The sequence below is a fragment of the Pseudomonas sp. genome (assembly GCF_050739935.1).
Taxonomy (GTDB): domain Bacteria; phylum Pseudomonadota; class Gammaproteobacteria; order Pseudomonadales; family Pseudomonadaceae; genus Aquipseudomonas.
In genome coordinates, this window is sequence record NZ_JBOICF010000099.1 from 22,587 (window position 1) to 34,986 (window position 12,400).

The 12,400-nt window shown below is 58.0% G+C and carries 13 protein-coding genes; 6 read left to right on the plus strand and 7 right to left on the minus strand.

Annotated features, from left to right (window positions below; all coding sequences use genetic code 11):
• Positions 1-272: 272 nt before the first annotated feature.
• Together ACRER8_RS19665 and ACRER8_RS19670 are read right to left on the minus strand one after the other, a co-directional pair.
• Positions 273-1,637 (minus strand): heavy metal sensor histidine kinase, encoded by a 1,365-nt coding sequence (locus ACRER8_RS19665; RefSeq protein WP_431747938.1) that lies wholly within the window; start codon positions 1,635-1,637, stop codon positions 273-275.
• Positions 1,637-2,317: a heavy metal response regulator transcription factor gene (locus ACRER8_RS19670; protein WP_431747874.1), complete on the minus strand. Its 681-nt coding sequence runs from the start codon at positions 2,315-2,317 to the stop codon at positions 1,637-1,639. The genes ACRER8_RS19665 and ACRER8_RS19670 overlap by 1 nt, the downstream gene beginning before the upstream one ends.
• Positions 2,318-2,490: 173 nt before the next feature.
• Here ACRER8_RS19670 and ACRER8_RS19675 point away from each other — a divergent pair, with 173 nt between their 5' ends.
• Both ACRER8_RS19675 and queF read left to right on the plus strand, forming a co-directional pair.
• A complete protein-coding gene (locus ACRER8_RS19675; RefSeq protein ID WP_431747875.1) occupies positions 2,491-3,003 on the plus strand; it encodes a cupredoxin domain-containing protein in 513 nt (170 codons plus the stop codon).
• An 84-nt stretch (positions 3,004-3,087) separates the two neighbouring features.
• Entirely contained in the window at positions 3,088-3,918 is an 831-nt protein-coding gene (queF, locus tag ACRER8_RS19680; protein ID WP_431747876.1) for an NADPH-dependent 7-cyano-7-deazaguanine reductase QueF, read from the plus strand.
• 126 nt (positions 3,919-4,044) lie between these two features.
• On the opposite strand, the gene ACRER8_RS19685 is transcribed toward queF, so the two are convergent.
• From ACRER8_RS19685 to ACRER8_RS19695, 3 genes are all read right to left on the minus strand, one after another.
• Positions 4,045-5,289, minus strand: coding sequence for a glycosyltransferase (locus tag ACRER8_RS19685; protein WP_431747877.1), 1,245 nt, complete (start codon positions 5,287-5,289; stop codon positions 4,045-4,047).
• Between the two features lie 197 nt (positions 5,290-5,486).
• Positions 5,487-5,750 carry a DUF4404 family protein gene (locus ACRER8_RS19690; RefSeq protein WP_431747878.1) on the minus strand — a complete coding sequence of 88 codons (264 nt, stop codon included), beginning with the start codon at positions 5,748-5,750 and terminating at the stop codon, positions 5,487-5,489.
• Positions 5,751-5,858: 108 nt separating this feature from the next.
• The gene (locus ACRER8_RS19695) at positions 5,859-6,494 is read right to left on the minus strand and encodes an HAD family phosphatase (RefSeq protein ID WP_431747879.1); all 636 of its coding nucleotides are present in this window, start codon (positions 6,492-6,494) and stop codon (positions 5,859-5,861) included.
• Positions 6,495-6,710: 216 nt separating this feature from the next.
• On the opposite strand from ACRER8_RS19695, the gene ACRER8_RS19700 reads away from it, so the two are divergent.
• Positions 6,711-7,412, plus strand: coding sequence for an MlaA family lipoprotein (locus ACRER8_RS19700; RefSeq protein ID WP_431747880.1), 702 nt, complete (start codon positions 6,711-6,713; stop codon positions 7,410-7,412).
• 99 nt (positions 7,413-7,511) lie between these two features.
• On the opposite strand, the gene ACRER8_RS19705 is transcribed toward ACRER8_RS19700, so the two are convergent.
• On the minus strand, positions 7,512-7,811 hold the full coding sequence (locus tag ACRER8_RS19705) for a PilZ domain-containing protein (RefSeq protein ID WP_431747881.1): 300 nt from the start codon (positions 7,809-7,811) through the stop codon (positions 7,512-7,514).
• A gap of 268 nt (positions 7,812-8,079) precedes the next feature.
• Here ACRER8_RS19705 and rssB point away from each other — a divergent pair, with 268 nt between their 5' ends.
• Entirely contained in the window at positions 8,080-9,261 is a 1,182-nt protein-coding gene (rssB, locus tag ACRER8_RS19710) for a two-component system response regulator RssB (RefSeq protein ID WP_431747882.1), read from the plus strand.
• Entirely contained in the window at positions 9,261-9,743 is a 483-nt protein-coding gene (gene rssC, locus ACRER8_RS19715) for an anti-sigma factor antagonist RssC (protein ID WP_074749420.1), read from the plus strand. The genes rssB and rssC overlap by 1 nt, the downstream gene beginning before the upstream one ends.
• Positions 9,744-9,839: 96 nt before the next feature.
• On the opposite strand, the gene tal is transcribed toward rssC, so the two are convergent.
• Positions 9,840-10,766, minus strand: a complete 927-nt coding sequence (tal, locus tag ACRER8_RS19720; protein ID WP_431747883.1) for a transaldolase — start codon at positions 10,764-10,766, stop codon at positions 9,840-9,842.
• Positions 10,767-11,306: 540 nt separating this feature from the next.
• On the opposite strand from tal, the gene dusA reads away from it, so the two are divergent.
• A complete protein-coding gene (gene dusA, locus ACRER8_RS19725; RefSeq protein WP_431747884.1) occupies positions 11,307-12,308 on the plus strand; it encodes a tRNA dihydrouridine(20/20a) synthase DusA in 1,002 nt (333 codons plus the stop codon).
• Positions 12,309-12,400 lie beyond the last annotated feature (92 nt).

Below are 12,400 nucleotides of genomic sequence, written 5' to 3' on the forward strand. Positions count from 1 at the left end.
ATTCGCGAGAGGCCGGTACAGTCGATGCACATCTAGCCTGAACGATTGCATCGCGAATGAATTCGCTCCCACAGCTGAATATCGCTTGCCCGGCGTACCGCGCGGCGCGGAGTCAGCCGGCGCATGCGTTGCGGTATGAGTGATCGCTGAAGTCTGCATAGCCGCTGTAGGAGCGAATTCATTCGCGCGAGGGCGGGACAGTCGACGCACATCGGTAGCTTGAACGATTGCATCGCGAATTAATTCGCTCCCACAGCTGAATATCGCTAGCGCTAGCTTGAGATTGGCAACTCGATCAAGAACCGCGTTACGCCCTCCCGCGATTCACACCTGATCGTCCCACCGTGGGCCTTGATGATCGACTGGGTGATCGCCAGTCCCAATCCCGCATGTTCACTGCTGCCTTCATGCCGCGCCGGGTCTGCGCGGTAGAACCGGTCAAATAATCTGGGCAGCGCCTCGGCCGGGATCGTCTGCCCCTTGTTCTCGATGCTGATCCGCACCTGCTGCGCCGTAGTTTCCAGCCTGACCGAAACCTCACCCTCCGCAGGCGTGAAGCGCAAGGCGTTGTCCAGCAGGTTCGACACAGCCCGGCGCAGCATGTGCCGGTCGCCCTCCAGCGTCGCCTCGCCATCGCGAATCAGGCGCACTTGCGTCTCGTCAGCCAGAGGCAGGAAAAATTCCAGTAGCGCATCGACCTCATCGCCCAACCGCAAGCGCTCGCGATTCGGACTCAGCAAACCATGCTCGGCCTTGGCCAGAAACAGCATGTCGTTGACCATCTGCGCCATCCATTGCAGTTCCTCCAGATTGCCCAGTAATGCCTCGCGATATTCCTCCAGATCCCGTGGCCGGGTGAGGGTGACCTGAGTGTGGGTCAGCAGATTCGACAGCGGTGTGCGCAATTCATGGGCGATGTCCGCCGAAAATGCAGACAAGCGCTGAAAGGCGTCATCGAGACGGGCCAGCATCGCATTGAATGCCTGACCCAGGTCAGCCAGTTCGGCGGGCATCTCGGTCTGGGGCAGGCGAGTGGTGAGCGAGCTGGCGGAAACGCTGGCAGCGATCTCGCTCATCTCCCGCAATGGCCGCAAACCGCTACGTGCGGCCCAGGCGCCGAGCAGCGCGGTGGCCAGCGCCGAAAGACCGACGGTGAGCCAGATCAGGTGCTGCATGCGTTCGAGGAAGTGCTGGTGATGGGTGATGTCCAGCAGCAGAGTCAATTGTGGGGAATCCGCCTGCTCCGGTCGCAGGGCCGCGGTATAGGAACGATACGAGATGCCGTTTTCGGTGAGGGTGTGCAGCCCTTCACGCATGCGGGTCTGTTTCATCGATGGTGCCAGGCTGTCGAACCACAACGCCCCATCGGCGCCGCGCACCTGCAGCGCCAGGTCCGGCGAGTGCGCCAGTTCGCCCTGCAAGGCTTGTTTATGTTCGTTCAACTGGTCAGCGCTGGACACCCCCATCAACGCATCGCGCAGAGTCGGCAACTTGCTGTCGAGCAATTGCTGATCCAGTTCCATGAAGTGGGTTTCACTGGCGCGGTTGAATAGCACGCCCGCCGTCAATGAAACCACCGCAGTGCAGGCGGCGAACAATAGCGCCAGGCGGCTACCCAGGGAAATGCGCTTGAATATCACTGGCCGCGCTCTTCGAGGACATAGCCCATGCCGCGCACGGTATGAATCAGCTTGCTGGGGAAGTCGTCATCGACCTTCAGGCGCAGGCGGCGGATGGCGACCTCGATGACGTTGGTGTCGCTGTCGAAGTTCATGTCCCAGACCTGGGAGGCGATCAGCGATTTGGGCAGCACTTCGCCCTGACGCCGCAGCATCAGCTCCAGCAGGGCGAATTCCTTGGCTGTGAGGTCGATCCGCTGACCGTTGCGCTCGACCCGCCGGCGCAGCAGGTCCAGACGCAGGTCGGCCAGTTGCAGATGGGTTTCCTGACTGACGCTGCCGCCGCGACGCAACAGGCTGCGCACCCTGGCCAGCAGTTCGGAGAAGGCGAACGGCTTGACCAGATAATCATCGGCCCCCAACTCCAGGCCACGCACCCGATCCTCGACGGCATCGCGCGCGGTCAGGAACAGCACTGGCGTGTCCAGACCCGCATTACGCAAGGTCTGCAGGATCTGCCAGCCATCACGGCCGGGCAACATGACGTCCAGTATCAGCAACGCGTAATCCCCTGTCAGCGCCAGATGCTGGCCGCTGGTGCCGTCGGCGACGAGTTCGGTGTTGAAGCCCGCTTCGGTCAGACCCTGACGCAAGTATTGGCCGGTTTTCGCTTGATCTTCGATGATCAGTAATTTCATGGGTGACTCATCAGTCCTGATAACGCTGCGAGGCTGTGTGCTGCGGTCGTACTTTATAACGCGACCGGGCGGTCGGGGGCGCAAGCTTACAAAGTTGTAATCTTGCGGTCAGCTGATTGCCAGTGGCGAAGACTTAACCTTGAGCCATTGACCGTCGCTGACTGGAGATTCATATGTTTGCTCGTTTTTTCGCTGCTGCTCTGTTGCTGGGGATGAGCCTGTCGTCCCAAGCCTCTCCCGGCGAGCACTTCGATTTCGGCCATCCAGCGAAGGCCGGGCAGGCCACGCGAACCGTCGAGTTGACTTTGGGTGACATGTACTTCGAACCCAAGACCTTGACCGTCAAAGAGGGCGAAACCGTGCATTTCGTGCTGGTCAACAAGGGCCAGCTGTTACATGAATTCAACCTGGGCGACGCGGCAATGCACGCTGCTCATCAGCAGGAAATGCTGAAGATGGTCGCCAGCGGCATGCTCACCTCGACCGGCATGAAGCACGACATGGCCGGGATGGATCATGGCGACATGGGCATGAAGCACGACGACCCCAACAGTGTGCTGGTGGAGCCGGGCAAGACCGCCGAGCTGACTTGGACGTTCACCAAAGTCACCAATCTCGAATTCGCCTGCAATATTCCCGGCCACTATCAGGCAGGGATGGTCGGAAAAATCGTGATCGCCGACTAATCGCTGAAAGCGCGGGACAAAACCTATAAACTTGGCGGTCAGGATTTTCACATCAGCCATTTCTATCCGTTTTCAGGTCCCGCCATGCATCCCGCAGCCGAACACTCGCCGCTGGGCAAGTCCAGTGAGTATATTGCCACCTACACGCCGTCCCTGCTGTTTCCGATTCCGCGCGCTGCCAAGTGGGCGGAGCTGGGGCTGACTGCCGAGACGTTGCCGTATCGCGGTGTCGATTTCTGGAACTGCTATGAGCTGTCCTGGTTGCTGCCGTCAGGCAAACCGGTGGTGGCGATAGGTGAGTTCAGCATTCCTGCCGATTCGCCCAACATCATCGAATCCAAGTCGTTCAAGCTCTACCTCAACTCGCTGAATCAGACCCCGTTTGCCTCCAAGGCCGAGCTGGTCGCGACGCTGGAGAAGGATTTGTCCGCCGCTGCGGGCAGGCCTGTGGGCGTGCGTATTCGCTCGCTGAAGGACATCGAAGCCGAGGGCATCGTGCCGGTGCCAGGCGTGTGCGTCGATGACCTGGACCTGAGCATCAGCAGCTACGACCGTCCGCAGCCGGAACTGCTGCGCTGCGACGACTCGCGAGTGGTGGATGAGGCGTTGCACAGCCATCTGCTCAAATCCAACTGCCCGGTGACCAGTCAGCCAGACTGGGGCAGCGTGGCCGTGGAGTATCGCGGTGCGGCCCTGGATCATGAGAGTTTCCTGGCGTACATCGTCAGCTTCCGCCAGCACTCGGATTTTCACGAGCAGTGCGTGGAGCGCATCTTCATGGACCTGCAGCGCTTGCTGAAACCGGAAAAACTCACGGTGTACGCGCGCTATGTGCGTCGTGGCGGGCTGGACATCAACCCGTACCGAAGTACTGAAAAGCTGACGCTGGAGAACGGGCGTCTGGCGCGGCAGTGATTAGCCGAGGCGAGTGAAGTCGTTTGGCAGCAGATTGAGAACGTTTTACTGACGTAGTCCGGGCAACGGTATAGACGTCCCGGGCATCGCCAGGTTTGGTCTGCATAGCTAACGGCACGGTGCTTTTTAGCTGTCTGGCAGATTGACATCCCCACGCCGGGGTACTTTTCCCCACGCCCGAGTCCGGCGGAACAGGATTCGACACAGCCCCGCCCAAGCTGCCAGCCATGCGATCGACGACATGATCAATGTTTCACCTAGCCATCTATGTCGTCTATGCATGCGACTTCCTTCAGGCCAATATCTGGCGTCAGATTGTCTGGCATAAGATTGGCGCAGATATGAAGTAAGCGAGCCTGCCAATATGACCAGTAGCCCTACAATCGTTAGCGAGTTAGGTACATCCGATGAGAAGAGCGCTGCCACCAGGCAACCGGCAAACAGAATATAGGCGGGAAAAGCAAACAAAGGCATAAGGCAGTGAGTGATCGCCATGTAAGCCCAGATGCAGCGCATCCGCGCACGCTGAGACATCGCCGGTTTCGCAGTTCGAATCACAACTTGTATTTCCCCCGTTGCCCAACGCAAGCGTTGTTTATATAGGTGGGCAATTGTATTGGGCACTTCAGTCATCGCTGGCGCTTCAGATTGATGGCGAACGTCATGCCCCGCTAAAAGTAGCTGCATTGTCAGGTGGGTATCTTCGGTCATGGTGCTGTTGCTGAAGCCCCCTAAAGCTCGGACTGCCTCTGTCAGGAATGCCCCGGCCGCTCCAGGGACGACGGGAAGCCATCGCAGCGTGGAAAGTACCCGACGTTCAATGTTGGCTGCTGTCTCGTAATCACCAATTTGAGCATTATGAATCCAGCTGTCATGTTTTCCTCCGCCCACTACTACGTGCCCTGCAACTGCCGCCGCGCCCGTTGACAATAATGTCCTGGATAAGCGTGACAGCGTTTCCGGAAACACTAATGTATCTGCATCAACGCATACGAATAGCGGTGTATTAACTTCGGAAAGGCCTTTATTCAGCGCCATTGCCTTGCCGCCGTTTGCCATGGCCACAATTCGAAGCGGGTCTCGGTACACCTCGCTGAGCTTATGCATAAGTGCCAGAGTGCCATCGGTCGAACCGTCATCAATGCAAATCACACGCGATAAACGAACATTGCGAGATTGCAGGATGGCAATGACGGTAGCCTCTAGAACTTTTTCCTCGTTGAAACAGGGAATTAATACGCAAATTTCCGGCGTTCTGCATGGCATGGAATGAGCAGTGGGTAATTTGAATGCCCAGAACAGGAATATCAGCTCCTGCATGAATACCAGAGTAAACAGAGTCATGAGAGCGAGGAGCATGATTGAGAGCATATTTCCCTTCCTGGGATGGGCATATCATCCAAATTGAGATAGCCATAGCGTAAGGGTATCAGCGGCTGCCGGAATCGCCAGTCTGTAGCACAGACGGTCGGCTGCGGATGCTCCCGACAATGTCGCGTGAGGGCCCAGAAACACAAAGCCCGTCACTATGACGGGCTCTTTTCGTTACTGGCATTTATTGCGTCGATTTAAATCCCGATATTCCCCAGCGTCTGCACGATATTGCGCAACGTCCCGGCGATGGTCGGGTGTTCGACTTCGAAGCGTTCGACCGCCAGGTTCACGCCATCGGCCAGGTTGTTATCCGGGGTAGCGTTTTCGACGGCGATCTCTGCCTCGATCTGCGCCATCAGCTTATGCAAATCATCGCGTTCTTCTTCAGTCAGCGGCGGGTTTTGCTGCAATTGCTCGCGCAGGGTATTGAGTTGTGCTTGCAGTTCGCGGGCAGGCATAGGGTGCTCCCTTCATTGATAGTCTCTGCATGGACCGCGGCACATCGGCAAAGGTCCTTTATCGCTAAGACTAATCCACTCCAGAGCAGCTTGCATGATACCGATCAATCAAGGCTTCTCAGCTTTCAGACGACGCAGGGCGATGTCCGCCAGGCACGACTCCAGTTCGGCCAGATGATCGATGACCGAATGCGCCCCGGCGGCGTACAGCTCAAGCGTCGCGCGGCCCCTCAGACGCTCGCGCTGTAGATCGCTGAGCGCCTCCCATTGTGCCGGAGACAGCCCGCACAGTCGGCCGCAAGATGCCAGGCCGACCGTCCACAGGCCGGCATTGAGCCCGGCCATGAGCAGCCTCGGGTCGCCGCTGACCAGCACGCAGCCGTCGAGCTGAGCGACGTTCAGGGCCATCAGTGCCTGCCAGCAGGCGTCGGGTGCCGGCCAGTGGTTGTTCGGGGTGGGGGTAGGCTGAACCAGACCCTGAAGAGATACCGCCAGTTGTTGGGCGATGCTGGCTGGATATTCCTCGATCCATGCGCAGGGAATGCCCTGCAGTTTGAGGCTTTTCAGCGCATTGAGCGCCCCCGGTGTCGGTGTGGAGAAAGCTTTCGCATCCTGTGAGACGAACGATCTGCCGTCTGTGCTGCGCAATGTGCGCGCCTGCGCGCCGAAGTCGACCAGGCAACCGCTCAGGCCAAAGAGCACAGCGGTAAACGAAGGGGTAGGCACGGCGACGGGGGCGAGCATGAAATTGCCTCTCACATGGGCTCTCAAATGCCAATGACGCTAAGGGATTTGCATGACAGTGCGATGACCGAAAGGTGACATTGTGAGCAGATGTTTAATTACTTACGGAATTCCTTCTGTTTTCGGCGAACTAAACGCCTACGGAAGGCTTTATACTGCCGCCTTTGGTTTGGGGGCGTAGCGCCCGCTTCATCACTTTGACTGGGAGTCTCAGCTATGCCCGTGACCGGTGCTGGCTTTATCAATCGTCTGGCTCGAACGTGTTTCTGGGCCGGTCTGGCCATGGTGCCAATGGCTGCTCAGGCCGCCGACGAAGATCCATGGGAAGGGGTCAACCGCGCAATCTTTCGCTTCAACGACACCCTCGACACTTATGCCTTGAAACCCATCGCCCAAGGCTATGAGTTCATCACGCCGCAGTTCCTTGAAGACGGCATCCACAATATGTTCAAGAACATCGGCGAGGTAACCAACTTCGCCAACGATGTGCTACAGGCCAAGCCTGAAGCGGCAGGTGTGGACACCGCACGCCTGATCGTCAACACCACCTTTGGCTTGCTGGGTTTCTTCGATGTCGGCACCAAGATGGGCCTTCAGCGTAATGAAGAAGACTTCGGCCAGACCCTCGGCCACTGGGGTGTGCAAAGCGGTCCGTTCGTGATGCTGCCGTTCTTCGGCCCGAGCACCGTGCGCGATGCGTTCGCCAAGTACCCGGACACCTACACCCTGCCGTATCGCTACGTCGACCATGTGCCGACCCGCAACACGGCGCTCGGTGCGAGCGTTGTCGATGCCCGTGCCAGCTTGTTGTCGGCTGAGAAGCTGATCAACGGCGACAAATACATTTTCATTCGTAATGCCTTCCTGCAGAACCGTGAGTTCAAGGTCAAGGATGGCAAGGTCGTCGACGATTTCTGATCGGACGCACCCGTACTCGGATGTAGAAAAGGCGACTTTCGGGTCGCCTTTGTCGTTTTTCGGATTTTTTCGAAATTGTGATGTAGTTCCGAATTGATATCACTTCATCGTCAGGATGGTGAGTCCTAGCTTTTGCCCCCCATCGTCGATGTCGGCGATCCACACCACTTCAGTATCGGCTTCCAGACCCTTGAGTGCAGCGTGCTCGGACTCGATGCGCACGCTTATCCGGTCGCCGACCTTGAACGAGCGGGGTGTCTGTATCTGCATGCCAGAACTGGACAAATCCACGCAGACTGCCGGGATAATCTGGCCTGCATAGATCAGGCTGACGTCTGCGTCGACACGCATGCGGATGTAATCTCGTTTCTCGGCATAGTCGTGATCAATCTGGCCCATGACACATCCTTTGTTTTTGTCGCTGATTTAAGAGTTCTTATAACTCCCGGCGATTTGTGATGTAAAGACGCTGGCCGACCGCTGGAGCAAGCTTGAAACGCCCGGCGGATGGGAGTACCGTCTGCGCCTTGAAGGGCACCTCTGATGACTGAAGCGTTTGACCAAAAGTCCGCTACCTTTGATCCAGAGAGGCTAGAAGCGAATCCAGTATGCGGCTCTGACCGAATCCGACCGTGTACGCCAACCTAATCTGGCGCCGTTTGCCCACATGCAAAAAACCAGTGCCACGCTGCTGATTATCGATGACGACGAAGTAGTGCGCGCGAGTCTCGCGGCCTACTTGGAAGACAGTGGGTTCAGCGTCTTGCAAGCCAGCAATGGCCTGCAGGGTCTACAGACCTTCGAGCAAAAAAAGCCTGATCTTGTGATCTGCGACCTGCGCATGCCTCAAGTTGGGGGCCTGGAGCTGATTCGTCAGGTGACCAGCCTTGCGCCGGAAACCCCGGTCATCGTGGTCTCCGGCGCGGGTGTCATGAGCGATGCTGTCGAAGCGTTGCGTCTGGGCGCGGCCGATTACCTGATCAAGCCCCTGGAAGACCTCGCGGTGCTTGAGCACTCGGTCAAACGGGCGCTGGATCGCGCGCGGCTGCTGCAGGAAAACAAGCTGTATCGTCAGAAGCTCGAGACCGCCAACCGCGAGCTCGAAGCCAGCCTGCATTTGCTGCAGGAGGACCAGGATGCCGGTCGCCAGGTGCAGATGAACATGCTGCCGACCAACCCCTGGGCCATTGACTCGTTCGAATTCGAACACGAAATCATCCCGTCGCTGTATCTGTCAGGCGACTTCGTGGACTATTTCCGTGTCGATGAGCGTCGAGTCGCGTTTTATCTGGCAGACGTGTCAGGTCATGGCGCTTCATCGGCATTCATTACCGTGCTGCTGAAATTCATGACTACACGGCTGCTGTTCGAATCCAAGCGTGGCGGCACTTTGCCTGAGTTCAAGCCTTCGGAAGTTCTGGGCCATATCAACCGTGGTCTTATCAGCTGCAAGCTGGGCAAGCACGTGACCATGGTAGGCGGGGTGATCGACGAGCAAAGCGGGAAGCTGACCTATAGCGTCGGCGGGCATTTGCCTTTGCCTGTGCTGTTTACGCCGACCGAAACCCGTTATCTCGAAGGCCGCGGCCTGCCGGTGGGGCTGTTCAACGAAGCGACATATTCGGATCACGTTCTGGATCTGCCTGAGTCCTTTAGTCTGACCCTGTTGTCTGATGGCATTCTGGACTTGTTGCCAGGTGATACACTCAAAGAGAAAGAAGCCAACTTGCCTGAATTGGTGAAGTCGGCGGGCGGCAGCCTGGATGGTCTGCGGCGTAAGTTTGGATTGGCCACACTCGGGGAGATGCCGGATGATATCGCCTTGTTAGTGTTGAGCAGGAACCTTTAATGAGTACCGGTAGAATCCAGTTTGCCGAGCAAGATGGCACATTCGTCCTGAAGTTCGTGGGTGAAGTGCGCCTGACTCTCTGCTCGGCGTTGGATGCGACGATTGAGCGGATCTTCACCTCGATGAATTTTTCGACCGTGGTGATCGATCTGACTGAAACCCGCAGCATTGACAGCACAACGCTTGGCCTACTTGCCAAGTTGTCCATCTTGTCGCGTCAAAAAGCCGGGCTGTTGCCCACTGTCGTGACCACCCACGAAGACATCACGCGCCTGTTGCAGTCGATGGGCTTCGATCAGGTGTTCAATATCGTAGGCCGGCCGATCCCGCGCCCGGAGACTTTGAGCGACCTGCCATCGCAGGATCAATGCGAGGATGTGGTCAAGGCCAAGGTGCTGGAAGCGCACAAGATCCTGATGGGGCTGAACGACTCCAATCGCGAAGCATTCCGCGATCTGGTCAACGCGCTCGAGCATCAGTAAGTACAGCCTTCCGCTTCAAGATAACCTTCAGCCCCGATTGCGAATTGCGGGCATGAAAAAGGGCGGCACCTGTGAGGGTGCCGCCCTTTTTGCGCTTTACTTCTTGGCGCTGAGGAGCGCTTCGAGCTTTTCCTGATCGCGGGCGAACTGGCGAATGCCTTCGGCCAGTTTCTCGGTGGCCATGGCGTCTTCGTTGGAAGCCCAGCGGAACTGGCTTTCATTCAGCGTCTGACGGGGCTCACCACCATTGCCTGGCTTGAGTTTTTGAGCCAGCGTGCCGTTGTCTTCCGACAGCTTTTGCAGCAGATCCGGGCTGATGGTCAGGCGATCACAGCCCGCCAGCTCTTCGATCTGGCTCAGGTTGCGGAAGCTGGCGCCCATGACCACGGTCTTGTAGTCGTTGGCCTTGTAGTAGTTATAAATGCGGGTTACGGACTTGACGCCCGGGTCTTCCGCACCGACGTAATCCTTGCCTTCGGCCTTCTTGTACCAGTCGTAGATGCGGCCCACGAATGGCGAGATCAGGAATGCGCCAGCGTCGGCGCACGCCTGGGCCTGTGCGAAGGAGAACAGCAGCGTCAGGTTGCACTGAATGCCTTTCTTCTCCAACTGCTCGGCAGCCTTGATGCCTTCCCACGTCGAAGCCAGTTTGATCAGGATGCGGTCGCGGCCGATACCGAAGTCTTCATACAAGCCCACCAGGCGTTCGGCGCGAGCGATGCAAGCGTTGGTGTCGAAGGAAATGCGGGCGTCCACTTCGGTGGAAACGCGGCCTGGCACGACCTTGAGAATTTCGCGACCGATCGCCACGGCAAAGCGGTCGCTGGCAAGATTGATATCGCCGTTGGCGCCGCTGAAGGCTTCTTTCAGACGGTCAGCGTTGCTGTCATTCGAACCTGCCTTGAGCAGCAGGGAAGGGTTGGTCGTAGCGTCAACCGGCTTGAGCTTTTCGATAGCTGCGAAATCGCCGGTATCGGCAACGACTGTGGTGAACTGTTTGAGTTGTTCCAGCTTGGAAGTCATGAGCGTGCTCTGTCCTGTGGGTTTGATGACATTACCCGAGCGCCGCCGGTCACTCAAGGGCGTAAACCGCAACAAATACGCTGATTTAGACGCCTGCATTTGCGCAAACAGCAGACCTGTACTTCAGCCACCAACCCGATGCGACATGACATTTTTTCAGTCTGTGCGGTTGGTGATCATCGGTTCCCGAGGAGGGCGGATACTCGATCCAGACTGGTTTGAGCATGAATGCCAACGGTCGTTCCCCGCGTTGTCGTCTATTGTGCTGATGAGCGACGCAGGCAAGAGAGCCAAACCCGTGAAGAAGGTGATGAATGACCCGCTTCGGCGGGCTTTTCTTATGGGTGCATCTGTATTTGGCACCCGCGTCCGCCCGCTGTAGCAGTCCGGCTTGCCGGCGGCAGCGATCTCAGGAACGCCACCGCCGACTGGCCAGCCAATCGGCGGGCAATACCAGGGGGTCGCCTACAGCTCGATCGTCCAAGCTGATAAACTACGCGCCCATTACGCCTGAACTGCCCGATCACTCGCATGCTGCCCATGACCGTCCCACTTACCGCCAGCCCGCCAAACGAACCTTCTCGTCGCTTCTCCGTGGCCCCGATGATGGATTGGACTGACCGCCATTGCCGGTACTTCCTGCGTTTGCTATCGAAGAATGCGCTGCTGTACACCGAGATGGTCACCACCGGCGCGTTGCTGCATGGCGATGCCGAGCGCTTCCTGCGTCACGATCAGACCGAACACCCTCTGGCGTTGCAACTGGGGGGCAGCAACCCTGCGGACCTGGCTGCCAGCGCGCGTCTGGCGCAGGCCGCAGGCTATGACGAGGTTAATCTGAACGTCGGCTGCCCCAGTGACCGCGTGCAGAACAACATGATCGGCGCAGTGCTGATGGGGCACCCGCAACTGGTCGCCGATTGCGTCAAGGCCATGCGTGACGCAGTTTCGATTCCGGTAACCGTAAAGCACCGGATCGGCATCAATGGCCGGGACAGCTACGAGCAACTCTGTGAATTCGTCGGAACCGTCCGCGATGCCGGCTGTACAAGCTTCACCGTGCACGCTCGGATCGCGATCCTCGAAGGCTTGTCGCCAAAGGAAAATCGTGACATCCCACCGTTGCGCTACGAAGTCGCCGCGCAGCTCAAACAGGATTTTCCGGATCTGGAGTTCGTTCTCAACGGTGGCATCAAGACCCTGGAGCAGTGCCAGGAACACTTGAAAATCTTCGACGGCGTGATGCTGGGCCGCGAGGCCTATCACAACCCATACCTGCTGGCGGAAGTCGACCGCGAACTGTTTGGCGGCAGTCATCCTCAGATCACCCGCGCCGAAGCGCTCGCGCAGCTACGGCCCTACGTTGAAACCCATCTGCGCGATGGCGGTTCGATGCATCACATTACCCGCCACGTGCTCGGCCTGGGCACCGGTTTTCCCGGTGCCCGCAGGTTCCGCCAGTTGCTGTCGGTGGACATTCACAAGACGGACGATCCATTGGGGCTGCTCGATAAGGCGGGGGAACTGCTTGAGGGCAGGTGAATCAGCCGTTGGCTTTGGACCATCGCTGTTGCTTGTCGGTCGGTCCAGTCCATCATTGGATTGAATCGGAGCCCGTTATAGGGCACCAGAAT

Coding starts and splice junctions, on each gene's coding strand:
- tal (WP_431747883.1), bottom strand. CDS start 10,766: ATGACTTCCAAGCTGGAACAACTCAAACAGTTCACCACAGTCGTTGCC.
- rssC (WP_074749420.1), top strand. CDS start 9,261: ATGAGTACCGGTAGAATCCAGTTTGCCGAGCAAGATGGCACATTCGTC.
- ACRER8_RS19685 (WP_431747877.1), bottom strand. CDS start 5,289: ATGCTCTCAATCATGCTCCTCGCTCTCATGACTCTGTTTACTCTGGTA.
- ACRER8_RS19675 (WP_431747875.1), top strand. CDS start 2,491: ATGTTTGCTCGTTTTTTCGCTGCTGCTCTGTTGCTGGGGATGAGCCTG.
- ACRER8_RS19690 (WP_431747878.1), bottom strand. CDS start 5,750: ATGCCTGCCCGCGAACTGCAAGCACAACTCAATACCCTGCGCGAGCAA.
- ACRER8_RS19700 (WP_431747880.1), top strand. CDS start 6,711: ATGCCCGTGACCGGTGCTGGCTTTATCAATCGTCTGGCTCGAACGTGT.
- dusA (WP_431747884.1), top strand. CDS start 11,307: ATGACCGTCCCACTTACCGCCAGCCCGCCAAACGAACCTTCTCGTCGC.
- ACRER8_RS19705 (WP_431747881.1), bottom strand. CDS start 7,811: ATGGGCCAGATTGATCACGACTATGCCGAGAAACGAGATTACATCCGC.
- queF (WP_431747876.1), top strand. CDS start 3,088: ATGCATCCCGCAGCCGAACACTCGCCGCTGGGCAAGTCCAGTGAGTAT.
- ACRER8_RS19670 (WP_431747874.1), bottom strand. CDS start 2,317: ATGAAATTACTGATCATCGAAGATCAAGCGAAAACCGGCCAATACTTG.
- rssB (WP_431747882.1), top strand. CDS start 8,080: ATGCAAAAAACCAGTGCCACGCTGCTGATTATCGATGACGACGAAGTA.
- ACRER8_RS19695 (WP_431747879.1), bottom strand. CDS start 6,494: ATGCTCGCCCCCGTCGCCGTGCCTACCCCTTCGTTTACCGCTGTGCTC.